Genomic DNA, 17,024 nt, shown 5'->3' on the forward strand with positions numbered 1-17,024 from the left:
CTTCTTTCTATAAGTTTTCGGCTTTGGCTTTCATGTAGCTGTAACGTATTGCTCTGTTCTCCGCATTAACTTCTACCACCCCAATATAGTAACCGTCTTGTACGGGTACAATGTCTAAGTCCTGTACATCTGTCCACGTGTCGTCCATGAGCTGATTGACCAGAATTTCCTCCACGGATGTTTTATCATCAGAAAATACCTTATACTTGTACGCAACCCCATCATCTAAGTGGTTACCAATATGAAACTGTGTAGATTGTAAAGGCTGTATGGTTTCTACCATATCACTAAAACCACCGATATAATCTAATTGTACACCTGACGTTGTGATACAGGCTTTTTGAGTCGTACCTTTTAATTGTAGGGTGATAAAATCAGGTGCTATGAGCATGCCTTCATATGTTTCATATTGCTTGCCATCACCGTAATTAGATAATGTACCATCTTTCTTTAAGTAAACAAGAGTGGTATCCAATGGAAACATATCTTCTACATCTGTTGCTAATAGTATTAGCCCACTTGGGTCTGTTCGCCAAAGATCCCCATTTGTATCTATGCCATAAAGATACTTTGAGCATGCAGCAAATTTCGATATGTTGTTATTTCTAAATTCCGAGTAGCCGTTTAAATTCTGTGAAAGACTGTTTTTATAAATGGGGTTTATGTAATTATTCTCCCGAATAAGTAAAGGGATGCCATTACTTATAAGGATATCCTTAATGCCAGAATAATAAGTAGCATTATTTAAATAGTTATAGTCGGAATTATCCTCTTTATAAACGGATGCTCTACCGTTTTTAATGCCTATCATGACACGAAATCCTAGATTAATAACTTTATCGAAATACGAGCTGATTTTTCGCCAATTATACCAAGAATGACTATTATAACTTGGTACAAGGGATGAATTAAAATAACCGTTGGAAGTCATATAGGCAACGCCCCTGCTGTCCTCAAAGTAATATATGGCATTGTTAGGGACTTTATAGGCATTGACATATTGATTCATGTCGTATCGTTTTCCATCTTTCATGATGACAATCATACCAAGATTATTAGTGATAATATGGCTAATGTCATCTATTTTTAGGTAACGAGCGGTGTAGGTGTCATCTGCAACTCGATCCCCAAAAAAGAACTCGCCATTTGTACCTTGAAGCCATAAGCCATTTTCTATTTGGACAACATTCTTCAGTTTCCCTAAACTGTTCATTTTTGTCCATACTTCATAGTAATAACCACCCGCTGTTGCATACGTATCCTTGACTGCTTTCGAAAAATACAAGGTATCATCTGATTTAACCGCAACGAATCCCCTGTAACCAACAGGGATTAATCTTTTGATGGACATACCATTTAGTTCATCTAGTGACTCTAAATGATTGTCGTAATTGCTTACAACACGATAATATTTCCCATTGAGTTGGACATAAATCGTGTAGTCAAGTGTATTACATATAACCTCATAGTTTGTTGTATGGTATAGTTCTTCAATGCGATAAGGGTAAAAAGTAATATGATTTCCAAATAATCTATGATAAGTCTTTCCATTATGACCAGACCGATACAATAGCATTATTGATTGTGCCACTACATGCCCCTCATAATAGGTATCGCTAGTAATTTCTTCATAATTATTGCGATGATAAGTACTTGAATACTGTCGATAAGTCCCTATCATGATATAATTCCCATCATGTTTAATACCAATCAACAAGTTATTAAGGGATATTAATTGTTTAATATTACGCCATTTGGTGGTATCAATTTTATAGCTTATATAACTAGTGATATATACATCACCATATGCTTTTATAGTTCCGTCGTTGTAAAGCATGACGAGTAAATTTGATATAGTATGTATATCCTTTACATTTGTATAGTCCATATCCTTAATGGCTCTTACACCATCTGCTGTAAACTTAGTGGTCGCCAAACTTTCGTCTGTAATGCTAACGTTTAGTTGGCCATCTTTTTTGTAAATGATTAATTCTTTGGTTCTTTTAATTATTTGTATATCATCTTTTAATAAATGTTGTGGGAGTGGGTTAGAAAAATACAAACTGGATAAGGGTTTAATGCCTTTATCCTCTACCTTAATGTCATATTCCATTTTAGGTAATTCTAACGTGTTCCCCACAAGGTCAGATATTTTAAACTCCTGTTGTAATAATGTCAAATCCAACTCTTGCCCTTCTGTAAAATCGTCATCAAAGGTTAAGCGCATGACGTTGTTGTCGATGCTGACATTATTCGGCATGACCACATGTTTCCTCACCGTGAGCATGAGCTGATCCTTCCATAAATCACTACTTACATCCCCTATAATGTATTTACCACGTGTTGTTGAACAATGAGCGAGTTCTCGTAAGGTAGCGTATTGGCTGCTAATGTCTGAACTATGATTGTTGCTATCAAATTTTTTATCCAGTGTGGTTTCATCCGGTGCTATTACATAGGTTTCAAAATCGTTGTAAATGAGATAGTCCATCAGGTCTTTATCAATACTTGATGCTGAATAGTTATATGCCTCATTTTCATAATTTAACCCTATACCTTTAGTAAAGTATAAAAATACTTTTTTGCTATCCTTGGTATAAGGAACGTCTTCGACTTTAGAGAAATCCATGCCCTGTATATCATAATAGAAATCATGAGGTGAAAAAGAGGATGTGCGTGTCCAGTGGTTCGTAACGTTCACGCTTTCCCCACCGATTCTTATATTTCCCCATATCTGACAAAATCCAATCCCTTGATACCAACCATTTGTTGTAATCTGTCTGGTTGATAATGTGGCGATTTTATTGTCAGGGTTAAAAAACCGAAATTCTACCCCTGATTGTTCATATCCTCCATACATGTTTGAATCTGACCGATAAAAACTCCCTCTTTCCCATGACACGGTATTTCCTTTTTGAAATGGTATCGTTGGTGTTGTGTACCCTTGGGTGGTTTCATATTGAATGGTTGATGAACGATAATCATTGTTATAATAATCCGTGAAGTCCCCTCCATTTGATATGGACTGTTGATATGAACCACTCTCTAAATAGTACGACAAGTAAATGTTTCTTGCATAAGTATAATAATTCCTAACTTTGTGTTGTTGACCTGTTTTCTTGGTATCGGTCACCATATAAATATTGAAGTCTTTATTGTTAGCGAATGCTTCGGCTTTCAGTAAATTAAGTTCTGTTTGAAGGGTGATTAAATCCATATCTTTATAGTCCGTAACGACCACTATATCATAGACTTCATCTTTGGATACATCCACTTTTACAGCTGTAACAGGGGCTATATTGTCTATTTCGGCAATGCATTCCTCACCTGGCTTGTCTGCGGTATCATCTGTTAAGATGTAAGAGGTATCCACAAATTCTAAAAGCCTGTTATCGTGTTCTTCGTAGACCTTTAGTTCAAACTTGTATCGACCTACATGAGTACTTTCTACGGTTACATCGGTGAGATTGCCTGTGTCTACGGTATCAGCGAAGGTAAATAAATTAGAGTAAGCTGTACCAGAATCTACCCAACTTGTTCCGTTGTGATAATACCAAGTATCATCTGAAAAAATACCGTCGTTATCGCTGTCAAATGCGTAGAACCAAGCCCTTTTAGTAATGCTGTCACCATCAGGACTTGTTGATGCATCAAAGGCTTTTACAGTGGCTTTTTTATCGTTGTCCTTGTCCCGATAGACTTTTTTTATCAGTGTAAAATCTGCTATAGGCGGTGTATCGGCTAGAATTGTCCGCTCAATGGTTCTTGTGTTGGAATAACCAAGTGTATTGGTTACAGTAAGGGCTATTTCTACCTTACCAGACTTTTTAGACGTAAAAGCAATCTCTTTGCTGTTAAGTTTTTTGGTATAAATATCATCACTTGTAAGGCTGTCAAGGGGTGTGATAGTCCAGTTGGTAAGTGTCCAATCAATGGGATAAGTTTTACTTACAGCCTTGGAGTTGGAACTATCTAAGACAACGGTTTGTCCTACTTTGTAATCCCCGTCTTCTGAAATAATGGCTAGGGGCTTTGGTGGACACACTTCTATTTGCGTACTGGCACTATCGCTTTTACCTCCACTATCCGTTGCTTTGGCGGTAACGGTAAAGATACCGCTTTGCATAAATTTAGAGGTATTATCGCCATTATGTACGGCACTACTTAACACCAAGGATGATGGTTTACTAAGGGTTGGTGTTAATGGTCCATCTTCTTTATCCGTTGCATCCACACGAAGGGTAAAGCTGTCACCCTGCATAACGATACTTGGTGCAGATAGGGTAACATCTGGTGACCAGTTGTGGGGTGGACTGGCTTTCTTAATCACTTTAACGTCCTTCATGGTAGTATCCGTCTTACCGTTACTATCTTCAACGGTTAAGGCTACCGTAACGGTCTTAGGTTCATCATAGGTTAATGTAATGCTTTTATTCCCTTCTTCCTTGGGTAAGGGTTCGCTCTCAACTTCCCAAGAATAATTAACTAGGGTTGCACCCTTTGGTGCGATCGATCCCGAACCATCGGCAAGGATTTCTTCGTCTACAAGTACTTGATCGGGTACGGATAGGATGGCTAAAGGGTCACCATCTGGGATAGGGGCTTTTTTAATCAGCTCGGCACTGGTCGAACCAGAACCATACCCACGATAATGATAGAGATACCTTACTTCAACCTCACATGTATAATCTTTTGTAACACTGTCATCAAGGTCACTATCCCCATCTTCAATATCATTTGGTACATAATCAAAAGTAAAATCTGCTGTTCCGCTCAAAGATGTGAGGTTTGTGATTGTTTTGGTTAGCTTCTTTTTACTTGTTTGTTCCTCTATTGTTATGTTCATAAATCTAATGTTACTTGGGTTATTTAAGTATTCCGTATAAATGCTTGTAATATTTTTAATATCAGCTTTTGCATGAATACGGACTTGTGCTGAACCTTCACCTTTTGACATATCAATGGTATGGTCATCAATGGATGACATTACTTCAAGGTCAAGGTCAATATTGAATGAAGCTTTATCAATTAAAGGTGGATAATCATATGTCTTATTATAGTAATTAGGTAAATCTTTATTCTTTGTCGTATCGCCCCACGAAATACCATGGGGTAACCCGTTGATAATACCCGACGCATCATTTGTAAAGAGCTGTACACGTCGATTTCCTAAAGAGGTGTTGTCATGACTATCCATAAGGATTTGTGTATCATTCTCCCAACCCATAATGGCATTGGTATCGACGGTTTTTTTGTCGTATGCCATAGGGACGCCATAGATGGTAATGATCTGTATGGCATCAATTTCAATTTTACCGCCCCTCATTTTATCTTCGTCAGGTAAATTTGTCCTATCGAAGATATCTTCCAGTTTGATGTCAACCCTATTTTGACTGACACTTTCAAAAGTATAAGGCATTGTACCAACGGCGGGTTCGCTTTTCCCTTCAGGAGTAAACTTCAATTTCCACCCAATGGTTTTGTATTTATATTTTGCATTACTTGCGGTGGCTGAGACATAAAAACGAAATACGGGTATTCCATTTTTATTATCTACTATATCTGCGTTACTTCCTCCTGTATCAACAGCAAATACATTAGTAAATGAGTTCATTGTTAAACATAATATGATAAATAAACATAAAATTCTATTACTACTAGCTTTTAACATGATTCACACCTCATTGTCCTTCTACTACTTTTAACTCACTTAGATAAGTATATGAATATAAGGTATAGCCATAATATTTCCAATCACGTGGAGCATTTGACAGTGGACGATACATTGTTACATCTACATCTATATAGTACCATTTACTAAATTGCAGGTTAGGTATTTCAAAATTCATCTCTTCAACAATATTATCTGGGTTGTCATGACTATTGAATTTAAAATACATACGTCCTCTAATGGTTTTTCCTCTATTCGTACCGTAAACCATGCGATAACTATCCGTAACGAAAATCATTTCTTGTTCAATTTTCCATTGTTCAATATCATTAACCCATTGAGTAATAAAATCTTTTGGTGCATACGTTTCACCACGATACCCTACCCAATCATAAAACCACCAAAGTAGTTTAGTGATTTCCTTTTCTTTATCAAGATTTATGTAATTTTTACCATAAAAACTTTCAATAAATTCTTTTGTATCTTGCGCCAATATACCGTACTTCTGTCTTTCAGATTCTTGGTCTGTATACATCCTGTTATTTTCTTCAAAATCATTAGAATCCATATTTTCTATAATAGGATACCCCTTCAATATCTCCATAATCTTCTCCGTACTATAAACAACCTTCCCGTTCTCAATCTTATGAATATACTCTATAGGGGTAGGTTCTTCTCCTGAACCACCATTATTATTACTGCCATCCCCTGACCCACTACCATCTTGACCATTATCATCTGTAGATGGTTCTGTAGGCTCAAATGGCTTCCTTTCCTTCTGATCTATCATCCGATGAATAATGGTACTTGCCTGAGCTCTAGTAGATTCATCTTGTGGTCTAAACGTATTGTCTGGCATACCTGTAATAATTCCAAAGGCATATGCATCCTTTACATCCTCTACATACGTATAGGAAATAGATGAAAAATCATTGACACAGTTTTCTACTAGATTCCTGGTATCTGCTTTGGCTTCATCCTTAATCGCTTTGGCTATGATACTGGACATTTCTTCTCTTGTGATGGGTTCGGTATAAGAAGCAAATTGGTTTTCTTCAATAATACCAAGTTCCATAGCCTTATCAATAAACGGCTGCGCCCAATAAGGTGATCCATTTTCAATAGACTTATACCCAAGAGCAACGATGGTCATCTTAATAAATGCGTCCACATTCACGCTAAAATTAGGTTTAAAGGACCCATCAGGAAATCCATTGATAACGCCCATGTCCACAAGTTCTTGAATGTTGGGGATAGCCCAATGTTCTTCAGGAATATCTGTGAATAACTTTTTCTTACCCTCAGTTGCATAGGTGTATGTTGCATTCAAGGTTAGTGCTGCTAATAGTAGGATTGCTATTACTTTCTTTTTCATGATGAATACGTCCTTTCTCGTTTCTTTTGTGTTTTTTTGTGCTTTGTCTGAGTTGTGACAAAATCATTTAATAATATATTGCGCTATCAAGGTATGTCATTGTGGTACAATTTCCATTGTATATAGGTGACCATGATTGAATAATAAAATTCTATAAAGAAGGTGTAAATAAAATAATTACCAATATATGCGATATTTCATCAATATTAGACACGTATTAATGTTATTTTATTATAATCATAGTATTTTTTCAATCAAATATTCTTAATTTTAGCATTAAATTTAATTAAAAACATACGAAGGTAACATTAATAATTGACAGTAAAGTTTAAAAATCATCAAAAACGTATTGCCAAACGCCATAATATCATATATAATACGATTATGTGTCAGAAAAATACAAAGAAATCAAATAAAATAAATAAATAAGTATATGTTTATGTTAGATAAGGATGGATTATAGTATTATCAACCAATAAACAGTCATATAGAAGATATTATCTATATACTTACTCATCATAAGGAGAGACACGTTTTATGGTAGGAAGTACACACTTTGGTAAATATCGGGTATTAGAAGAAATCGGAAGAGGCGGCATGAGTAGGGTATTTTTAGCTGAAAATGTAAAGCTTGGCAATAAGTGGGCAATAAAACGTATAGAGAAGAAGGATAGTGTCATTAATTTACTAGCTGAACCCAGTATGTTGAAAGATCTGAATCATGCATTAATTCCACGTATTGTAGATATTGAAGAAGATGAGGACTACCTATATATTATTGAGGAGTATGTGGAAGGTGTAACATTAAAAGAATATCGACAACAGCATTCGACAATTGATGAGCCAACCATTATTCATTTTGGAAAATTATTGTGTCAAGTCTTAGACTATTTACATAGTCGAAAGCCATACCCCATTATTTATCGTGATATGAAACCAGGTAATATTATGATTACAGAAAACCAGAGTATTAAGCTAGTGGATTTTGGTATAGCTAGAGAATATAAGAATCATGGTGATACGGATACTGTTCTTATAGGGACTCATGGGTACGCAGCTCCAGAGCAATATAATTCTGCTTGGCAAAGTGACGCTAGAACAGATATCTATAGTCTAGGGGTTACACTTTATTACATGGCGACAAATAGAAATCTATCCAAGCCGCCCTATAAGATATTACCACTTAGAGAATTTGGTCTGTACTCACAAGGTTTAGAGAGAGTTATCAGTAAGTGTACCAATTTTAATCCAGATGACCGCTATCAATCCATTGAAGAATTAGAACAAGATTTAGACGCATTAGCTCAACCTAAAGAAGATAAGAAACAAACGCTTTATCAGGGTATCAAACCTCAAACAATAGGGGTTATATCGTTGACACCAAGAGCAGGTTCTACTTTTCTGTCCGTTAATCTGGCTAGTGCTTTAGCCCATAGAAACATCTTAGTTTCTCTAATTGAATTTCCGTATAATGAACCGTATATATATGATCTTATAGGAGTATCCAATTATACTACGATTTCTTATTATCCTGTTTTACAAGAGATCAATAACAATAACATGATCTATCGAGATGAAATAACTGTAATAGACGATATTATGTATTTGATTCATGATCCAACAAGAGAACCTATTGATCATTGGGACGATGATAAATCCACCAAATTATTGTATGCAGCAAAAGATTCTCTTATTTCCATTGTGGACATTGGTTATCATTATAGCCTTATAGAACCAATCTTACATGAATTTGACTTAATATTTGTGATGTATCATGCTATGCCTCCTGAAATTATGGCTAATTACAGGCTATTTGAAAAAATAATGGCCTATGGTCGTAAGCGGAATAACGTTCGTTTTATTCTCAATAACGACAATGAAGGTATACACAAGAAAGAACTGCATCAGTATCTGGGGATAAAACCGGATTTATCCATACCAAGATTACCAGAAGAATGGATATACGGTTCAGCCTATAAGAAGAAAGTGCCTTATCAATTATCCAAGTATAGAGGGACATTTGATACATTATTTGATCCAATTTACAAAGAAATTATGCCGAAAGAATTATGGAAAAAGAAGAAGAGAAAACGAAAATTATTCTAAATTAACAGGTCAAGGAGCGAGCTCATATGAAGAACATCGTAAAAGGCATCGTGGGATTATTGCTAATTGCTATATCTGTAGGACTTATCTTCTATTGGGAAATATATGGGCGTGAAAGTATCCTATACGATGATGTGTTAGTCTTGACACAGGATGTAAAAAAAAGTGATGTCATTACAGAAGATATGGTGGCTTATGATAAAAGAGAAGGTCATACGATTATTGATGGAGCAATTGTGAATTTAAGCGATATTATAGGCAAAGCTGCTAATTGTTATATCCCAGAAGGCGCACAATTGGTTCAAGAGTATTTTGAAGATACCGCATTGGTATTAAAAGAAGGTCAGTATATATTCCGATTACCTAATGAATGGTTAAGAGCATATCCTAATTCCCTTAGACGAGGCGATACCATTTATTTTCATGAAATTAGTAAGGATATAATGACTCCAGTGTCTGGGGATGGGATAGATCATGTGGAACAATATAGACCTCTGATTAAGGATGAGGCAATAGCAAGTGTAACAGTTGCTTACACGAAAGATAGCGCCAACCGAGAGGTTATTACATTAAGTGAAGAAGAACGATTTAATGGTTCCAGTAAAATAAATGAAATTGAAGTCATTGTAGACGTTGAAACCGTTAATACATTAAGAAAAAGTGTTGAAGAAGGGAAAGTTTTTATCCTTCTGTATCAATAAAGATAGGTATACGTACACATCATTAAGTAAGCGGCTAGGTGGTGAACAATCATGGAGACAACATATCAAGTATATCTTATTTCGGAAAATGAAAACTTGAAAAGACAATTACAAGGTGTGGTATATTTTGATAAGGTTATGATGGATAGACAGTTTCAACAGGTACAAGCGGACATTACCATCATAGATGATCAGATATGTTCCATTAATGATTTACTTAAGATCAGAGAAACGATAGAGTCGTCATACATTTTTTACCGTGTTCAAAAAAAGAATTTTAAGTTTTCCACAAAAAGTGTTCTAGATACCAATGATATCCACATGTTGCAGCCTTACATGACCGATGAAAATGTTGTGGAATATATATGTTCTGAGGTCATAGAACGTTACAAATATACTGTGAGTAAAAACATAATGACCTTCTTTGGAAGTGACACAAAAGTAGGAACAACTCAGATAGCTCAATCTGTAGCAGAGAAGATTGTAAGTAAGTCCCATGCAAAAGTATGTTTATTATATTTAGACGGAGAAGCGGGTACAGATTATATACAAGTGAATTGCCGACATAATATTGATACCATCAAAATAAAGCTTGTATCTGGGCTTGCAACAGTTGAAGAAATCTTTGATGTATCCGAAAAAATTAAAGATAATTTATATGTAATAGAAGGTAGTACATCCATTCTATACCGAAAAGAATATCAGCCTGAACATATTATGCACCTATTAAGCGTCTTATCCGTTGCCTGTGATTTAGTTATTGTAGATGCAGGGAGTTATATGGATAGGGCCATGCCTATTGCCGCATTAACGGCTACCCATCATCGCTATCTTGTAACGACACAACAAGCCGTCAGTCTTAGAAGGTATTTATCTAAGAAGCCCATTCTCGAACGGTTATCCTTAGACGATTTCCAAGTGATTGTCAATAAGCATATTGCAGATGGGTCCTTGATGACGACCTATGATATTGCAAAGACCTATGGTCATCCGCTATTAGGTAAAATAGAATTTTCCAAATATGCATTACAGGCAGAAAATGATAAAAAAGCACTTATTCATTATAAGGATAGAATCTTTAATAAAGATATGGATACCATTGTTGATACGATCATGGGTCAACTAAATATTAAAGGAAACAATACATCCAAAAAAAGAAAGTGGTTTGGTTTACAGGGGGTGGGATAAGTGATAGATAGCGGCTTATCAAATGCTAATAAAGAAGCTTTTTATAAAAACTATCCTTTGCCCGAATTTGACCTTAGTCAATATATTTATGCCCAAACAGGTGAAAACACAAAACAGGTGGTTCATATAACCCGGGATGAGTTAACAAGATTTTATGCTCTATGTGATACGATTTTTAAATACTTTCATAGCCAATGGGATAAAGAAGGTTTAGAAACAAGTACCTTACTAAGACAAAAAAATGCCATACTAGGAAAAACCTTGGAGGTTAACTACTTTAAAGATAATATCGAAGATTACTTAAAAAGAAACAATAAATTATCAGAATGGTATCCCACATGGTATAAGGATATTGTTGACGCCATCTACCAAGAATGCTGGGGGCTTGGCGGTATATCCCAATGGAAACATGATGAGGCATATACATATTCTCAATCTGCCAAAATAATTGGTGAACGTATCTATTTTATGGAAGACGGTAAAATGACTTTAAAGCCCCAACGCATAAGTGATGCCAGACGAAAACAACTCATCAAAGCCCTCTTGTTAAATGAAAAGCATATACATTATGACGGAAAACATGCTGAAGTAGCCATGCATGATGGTACTCGAATTACGATTTATGGTGAAAAACTTGTAAAAGAAAATCTAGAAGTGATTATTTTTAGAAAATATATCATACCCAAACTTTCATTTGAAGAACAGGCAAAGCGTCATACCATACCAGAAGAACTGATACCGGTCTTAAAGGATATGGTCAAAGTGGGTTACAATATGTTATTTACAGGTGCCGTTAGAACAGGTAAAACAACATTTCTTGAAACATGGCAAATGTATGAAGATACGTCACTGGAAGGGGTTATGATTGAAACAGGGGCAGAAATACCTGCACATAAGCTGCAACCTCATGCACCAATTATGCAGTTGATAGCTGATGATGAACAATTAGGGAGTATCATTAAACCGCTCATGCGTTCCGATGCAGATTATATCATATCTGCCGAAGCAAGAGATGGACGGGCATTGAATGTATCCATGCGAGCAGCCAATAAAGGTACAAGACGTTGTAAAACAACCTATCATACTACAGAACCTATGGATATCTGCTATGACATTGCAGATGAGATTGTGAAATTCTATGGGGGAGATTTATACAATACCATCTATAAAGTAGCAAAATCATTTCACTATGTCTTTCATTTCGTCCAGCTTGCGGATAAGAGCAAAAAGCGTTTAAAAGGTATTTATGAAATACGTTTTAAACGTCACGAACATTGTATTAGTATGCACCCTATATGTAAGTATCTCTATCATGAGGATACTTGGCAGTTTAAGTATGATATAGGTGAGGATAAAATGGAGGTTGGTTTTGAAGAAGACCGAACTGCATTTGAAAACTTTGAAAGAGGTTTAAAAACATTGGAGAAAAAATTTCCCTATGATGACTATCAAGTTTATAAGCCAAAATATGACGGGTTAAAAAGGTGAAGCCATGATTGAAACAGTAACCACGCTTATAACAATCTTACTTTATTGCTTAGCAGTATATGGTATATGGCTAATTTTTTCACGGGATATCTTATACATGTTGAAAGTCATGCGACCTCGTAAGACTTTTAGAAAAAAGAAAAGAACATCCTCAAGTGTATATAAACATATAAAAAGATTACTACAAGTTGTCTATGGTGACATCGATGACAAAAAAGTATCCACTTTCTTTGTTCTAAGTATCTTGTTATTTATGATTACTTTCTTAGTTGTATATCAGAGAACGACGGTAACCCGAAGTTTAGGTTTTGCATCCATATTTGGTTTTCTGCCTTACTTTTATCTAAGAATGCAGCTTAAGCAAATCCGTGTCGACGGTAGCTACGAAGCCGACATATTGATTAATGAATTCCTCAATCAATACAAGCTCAATAACCATAATGTCTATGATACCATTGATGCAACCATTCATAAGATAAAAGAAGCACCCATGATGAAGCGTCAGCTTTTTCTCTTGTCACTAAAACTAAAAGAATACCGTAAAACAGAAGAGTTAGAAGACATAATAGATGATTTTATCTATGCCATAGACACGGAATGGATTGTGCTATTAGCCAACAATATGCTAATCAGTATTGAAGACCACGTGGACATTACATCAGGACTTGAGGATATACAAGCTGAGATAAAACAAGCCATAGCGGATAAAGAGAGAGAAAAAAGGATTAACTTAGAGAGCATTACCATTGTAAAATATTTGACACCAGGGCTCTATATCCTTTCCATTATATTAGCTAAGAAAGTTTTTAATATTTCATTTAAAGAATTTATGCATTATCAATTAAACACGCCTACAGGATTTGACTACTTTATGGTCATTGTGTTATTAACGATATTTAATCACAGTATTCTCGTATATCTTAAGAAGCAAAAATTCGATATTTAAAAAGAAAAGCCAGGTGTATATTCATGAAAACCAATCTAATCATCTTGTTTTATCTACTGATTATGATTTTACTTACAAGCGCTTATCAATTATTCAGCAGTATTGGCAGAGGGCGTCATAAGCAATATGCGTTTCGTTACACGACTATGAAGCGAAAAAAAGATACTTCTCATTATGAAATCATGCATAAGTATTTTTTTGACGCCGGTTGGCAGATTAATATGCAACAATACAACCGAATACGTTATATCCTCTTTGCAGCATTAACACTCATCATAGGTTATACCTTTTATGAAAGTTCCAGGTTGCGGGTTATGGTTGCCTTATTGCTATCTATTTATTGGATATCAATGCCTGTATTGAAGTGGGGTAACAAGGATAGTCCCCTTGTCATGTTTTTAAAGTTTTTGCAAAAGATCTACAACAAGAAAAAAGATGTGGAAATCTATCGGATACTGATACAACTGAAAAACATTGCTGTAACCCAGCAAGAAAAACCCTATAGTGCAGACTATGTCATTAACCAGCTCATTAAATTTGCTGATACCACAAAAAATGGATTCATACAATTTTTAATGTACTATAATACAGGAAGAGAAGAAGAGGCTTATGAAGGATTTTTAAGGCATATTCCTACTAAAATGGGAAGTGAAGTAGCTGCTATTCTATTAAAGTTGGATAAGCTTCAACCCATGGAAATGGTTGAGCAGATTAACATGGTAAAAGAACGTATCCGCGAGAATCATATTACACAAAAACATAAGAAGCAAAATCAAATATCAGATTTAATTTATTTGCCAATAATTGCACCAGTTTTCATTCTGTTTTTAAACTTCATTATGATTTGTGTTTGGATACCACAGATTGAGAGTATTAATCAAATATTTTAACAAATATACAAATTAAAAACTATTTAAAAGGAGTTGTAATCATGAAAGATTTTTTGATTTTAGTAGCTAAAATAGCACTAGGACTGTTAATTGGGTTTTCAATTATTTTTGGAGGTGCTAGCTCTTTAAGAGGAAAGGCTGACAACTACGGTACTGGTATGACAAATGCATTGGATACTATCAATTTTGAATCAACAAACTTAACGACGACAACTAGTCCTTAGTATTAATTTAGAAAGTGTGATGATACAATGAAAGATTTTTTAATATTATGTGCTAAAATAGCACTGGGCCTTTTTATTGTAAGCATGCTCATTCTTGGTACTACGAATGATACTTTATACTCCAAGACAAAGAATATTATGCAACAAAGCTTAGAGTATCAAAAGAATTATTAAATATACCATTGAACCAAATAGTAATAAAGTGAACTAAACGTATAATGACATTAGACATACAAGTCTTTATTACTTATATGTGTTCTTTGAGAAAAGAATTAAAAGGATATGGTGTTCATGAAGGACTTTATTGTGCTAATGGCAGTGCTTATTTTGTTATTACCCTTTCCCCTACAATACGCATTAGAACAATACAACCATCACCAAAAAGCAGAAATCCAATCCTATGTCTATTCTGCAAAAGAAAAAGCTAGGCAGGAAGGTTATTTTACTACCGCTATTAAAAAGGAATTAGTGGATAAGATTATTGCTAATTTTCATATTAATGAAAGTGAAATCCTCATTACAACAGATAACACAAGAAAATACAGAACCAACCAGTTCAATGAAGCAGAGCTTATATACTATCGCATTGAAGTGCCTATCAAAGGTATTATAGCTGCTCCAGCTATATGGGGTATAAAAGATGCGGATAATAAAGCAACCTATATTATTGAAGGCCATGCAACAAGTGAGGCGATTCCCTTACCATGAAACCCTTTCTATTTACGTTAGGTATGTTACTGCTTTATGTGGTTTTCTTAACCTATCAGAGTGATCATAATCTATATGTAAGGCAGCTAGAACAATTGAAACAAGTAGCAGATGAATGTTCATCGTCAGCAGGGATGTATTACGATGAAGCACTTTTTTCAGAAGGGAAAACCATTTATAATCAGATAGAATGTGAAAAAGTCATTGACTATATCATCAAGGCTAATCTTCGTTTGGATAATAATTTTGTCCCCATTTCGGACAGTTACTGGACGGATAAAGTCACCTATCGTGTTACTTATCTGGATCACAGTAACACGTCCTTTCCCTATAACTATATCGATCCAAATGGTAGATTTACCAAGACCGTAGCAGAGCCAACCATCATCGTTATTATTGATGCAGGTAAGCCGCCCTACCGCTTAACATTTCTGAAGCCAAAGCATGCCATACGAACATCAGCCTATGAATATTGGCATAGCTATTAAATGGGTTACCAAGTGGTGTATAAAAATAATACAATATTCTTATAGTTGTATTATGCATATTGCATAAAATTAGACAATAGTAGAAAATTCCATTAAACTTTGATAAAATATATACAAAGTATAAGCCTATACAAATAAGCATGTAACGACTGCGATAAGCAGATGGTGTCATGCTTTTGTAAATTTAGCTAGTAGATGACAAGTTAAAATACAGTTAATTATTGTTAAAAAAATAACTGTGCATACAATGTACTTTCTATTGACATACTGTATGCATTAATGTTACACTAACAATGTTGAAATTTGTTAAAAAAAAATTTAAATATACATGAAGGAGGGAACTTGTCAATGGGTAACATGTTAGAAATTCGTTGGCATGGTCGCGGCGGACAAGGTGCTAAGACTGCATCATTATTGTTAGCTGAGGCTGCGTTCGACACAGGAAAATTCATCCAAGGTTTCCCAGAGTACGGTCCAGAGCGTATGGGAGCCCCTATCACTGCATACAACCGTATTAGTGATGAAAGATGTCCAATTCATTCAAACATCTATGAGCCTGATTTTGTAGTTGTAGTTGATGAGACTTTAATCGACGTTGTTGATGTAACAGCAGGATTAAAAGAAACTGGTGGTATTATTATTAATACATCTAAGGCACCAGAAGAAGTAATGCACAAATTAAAAGGTTACAAAGGTGGCGTGTATACAATAGACGCAAGAGAAATTTCTATGGCAACACTTGGAAGATATTTCCCAAATACACCTATGCTTGCAGCAGTTGTTAAAGTAGCTAATATTATGGATGAAGAGACATTAATTACATCAATGGAGAAATCATTCCATCATAAATTTGCTAACAAACCACATGTTATTGCTCCTAATATGGAAGCATTAAAGAAATCACTTACGGAGGTGAAAGGTGCATGAGTAAAAAATTCGATCATGATATAATACCAGCTTATACGCCTTGGCAAGAAACAACTCCAGGTGGTGTTGTAACAGAGTCTGGTAACGCACATTATTTTAAAACTGGTGACTGGAGAGCGATGAAGCCTGTATGGAAAACGGATCAATGTAAGCAATGTTTATTATGTTTCCCAGTATGTCCAGATAGTTCCATTATAGTAGAAAATAAAAAAATGACTGGAATAGATTACGATCACTGTAAAGGTTGTGGCGTTTGTGTAAAAGCGTGTCCTTTCGGTGCATTTGATTTTGTACCAGAAGGCGAATAATCGA

General features: G+C 35.2%; 13 protein-coding genes. 11 read left to right on the forward strand and 2 right to left on the reverse strand.

Annotated elements, in window-relative coordinates; all coding sequences use genetic code 11:
* Positions 1–7 precede the first annotated feature (7 nt).
* Positions 8–5,671 carry a hypothetical protein gene (locus HZI73_RS02695; RefSeq protein ID WP_212696720.1) on the reverse strand — a complete coding sequence of 1,888 codons (5,664 nt, stop codon included), beginning with the start codon at positions 5,669–5,671 and terminating at the stop codon, positions 8–10.
* Positions 5,672–5,681: 10 nt separating this feature from the next.
* Positions 5,682–7,046, reverse strand: coding sequence for an S-layer homology domain-containing protein (locus HZI73_RS02700; RefSeq protein ID WP_212696721.1), 1,365 nt, complete (start codon positions 7,044–7,046; stop codon positions 5,682–5,684).
* Between the two features lie 537 nt (positions 7,047–7,583).
* Here HZI73_RS02700 and HZI73_RS02705 point away from each other — a divergent pair.
* The 11 genes from HZI73_RS02705 to HZI73_RS02755 all read left to right on the forward strand — a co-directional run bounded on the left by HZI73_RS02705 (position 7,584) and on the right by HZI73_RS02755 (position 17,020).
* Positions 7,584–9,152 carry a serine/threonine protein kinase gene (locus HZI73_RS02705; RefSeq protein ID WP_212696722.1) on the forward strand — a complete coding sequence of 523 codons (1,569 nt, stop codon included), beginning with the start codon at positions 7,584–7,586 and terminating at the stop codon, positions 9,150–9,152.
* Positions 9,153–9,178: 26 nt separating this feature from the next.
* Positions 9,179–9,853, forward strand: coding sequence for an SAF domain-containing protein (locus HZI73_RS02710; protein WP_212696723.1), 675 nt, complete (start codon positions 9,179–9,181; stop codon positions 9,851–9,853).
* 51 nt (positions 9,854–9,904) lie between these two features.
* Positions 9,905–11,041, forward strand: a complete 1,137-nt coding sequence (locus HZI73_RS02715) for an AAA family ATPase (RefSeq protein WP_212696724.1) — start codon at positions 9,905–9,907, stop codon at positions 11,039–11,041.
* Positions 11,042–12,529, forward strand: coding sequence for an ATPase, T2SS/T4P/T4SS family (locus HZI73_RS02720; RefSeq protein ID WP_212696725.1), 1,488 nt, complete (start codon positions 11,042–11,044; stop codon positions 12,527–12,529).
* 4 nt (positions 12,530–12,533) lie between these two features.
* The gene (locus HZI73_RS02725; protein ID WP_212696726.1) at positions 12,534–13,475 is read left to right on the forward strand and encodes a hypothetical protein; all 942 of its coding nucleotides are present in this window, start codon (positions 12,534–12,536) and stop codon (positions 13,473–13,475) included.
* A 23-nt stretch (positions 13,476–13,498) separates the two neighbouring features.
* Complete coding sequence (locus tag HZI73_RS02730; RefSeq protein WP_212696727.1) at positions 13,499–14,365, forward strand: hypothetical protein; 867 nt, start codon at positions 13,499–13,501, stop codon at positions 14,363–14,365.
* Positions 14,366–14,406: 41 nt separating this feature from the next.
* Positions 14,407–14,589, forward strand: a complete 183-nt coding sequence (locus tag HZI73_RS02735; protein WP_212696728.1) for a hypothetical protein — start codon at positions 14,407–14,409, stop codon at positions 14,587–14,589.
* 291 nt (positions 14,590–14,880) lie between these two features.
* Entirely contained in the window at positions 14,881–15,297 is a 417-nt protein-coding gene (locus HZI73_RS02740) for a hypothetical protein (RefSeq protein WP_212696729.1), read from the forward strand.
* The gene (locus tag HZI73_RS02745; protein ID WP_212696730.1) at positions 15,294–15,785 is read left to right on the forward strand and encodes a hypothetical protein; all 492 of its coding nucleotides are present in this window, start codon (positions 15,294–15,296) and stop codon (positions 15,783–15,785) included. The genes HZI73_RS02740 and HZI73_RS02745 overlap by 4 nt, the downstream gene beginning before the upstream one ends.
* 348 nt (positions 15,786–16,133) lie before the next feature.
* A complete protein-coding gene (locus HZI73_RS02750) occupies positions 16,134–16,712 on the forward strand; it encodes a 2-oxoacid:acceptor oxidoreductase family protein (RefSeq protein ID WP_212696731.1) in 579 nt (192 codons plus the stop codon).
* A complete protein-coding gene (locus tag HZI73_RS02755; protein ID WP_212696732.1) occupies positions 16,709–17,020 on the forward strand; it encodes a 4Fe-4S binding protein in 312 nt (103 codons plus the stop codon). The genes HZI73_RS02750 and HZI73_RS02755 overlap by 4 nt, the downstream gene beginning before the upstream one ends.
* Positions 17,021–17,024 lie beyond the last annotated feature (4 nt).

This window comes from Vallitalea pronyensis (assembly GCF_018141445.1).
Lineage (GTDB): Bacteria > Bacillota > Clostridia > Lachnospirales > Vallitaleaceae > Vallitalea > Vallitalea pronyensis.

Excerpts from the sequence above, each read along its gene's own strand:
- HZI73_RS02695 (WP_212696720.1), bottom strand. The coding sequence starts at position 5,671 with ATGTTAAAAGCTAGTAGTAATAGAATTTTATGTTTATTTATCATATTA.
- HZI73_RS02700 (WP_212696721.1), bottom strand. The coding sequence starts at position 7,046 with ATGAAAAAGAAAGTAATAGCAATCCTACTATTAGCAGCACTAACCTTG.
- HZI73_RS02705 (WP_212696722.1), top strand. The coding sequence starts at position 7,584 with ATGGTAGGAAGTACACACTTTGGTAAATATCGGGTATTAGAAGAAATC.
- HZI73_RS02710 (WP_212696723.1), top strand. The coding sequence starts at position 9,179 with ATGAAGAACATCGTAAAAGGCATCGTGGGATTATTGCTAATTGCTATA.
- HZI73_RS02715 (WP_212696724.1), top strand. The coding sequence starts at position 9,905 with ATGGAGACAACATATCAAGTATATCTTATTTCGGAAAATGAAAACTTG.
- HZI73_RS02725 (WP_212696726.1), top strand. The coding sequence starts at position 12,534 with ATGATTGAAACAGTAACCACGCTTATAACAATCTTACTTTATTGCTTA.
- HZI73_RS02730 (WP_212696727.1), top strand. The coding sequence starts at position 13,499 with ATGAAAACCAATCTAATCATCTTGTTTTATCTACTGATTATGATTTTA.
- HZI73_RS02735 (WP_212696728.1), top strand. The coding sequence starts at position 14,407 with ATGAAAGATTTTTTGATTTTAGTAGCTAAAATAGCACTAGGACTGTTA.
- HZI73_RS02740 (WP_212696729.1), top strand. The coding sequence starts at position 14,881 with ATGAAGGACTTTATTGTGCTAATGGCAGTGCTTATTTTGTTATTACCC.
- HZI73_RS02745 (WP_212696730.1), top strand. The coding sequence starts at position 15,294 with ATGAAACCCTTTCTATTTACGTTAGGTATGTTACTGCTTTATGTGGTT.
- HZI73_RS02750 (WP_212696731.1), top strand. The coding sequence starts at position 16,134 with ATGGGTAACATGTTAGAAATTCGTTGGCATGGTCGCGGCGGACAAGGT.
- HZI73_RS02755 (WP_212696732.1), top strand. The coding sequence starts at position 16,709 with ATGAGTAAAAAATTCGATCATGATATAATACCAGCTTATACGCCTTGG.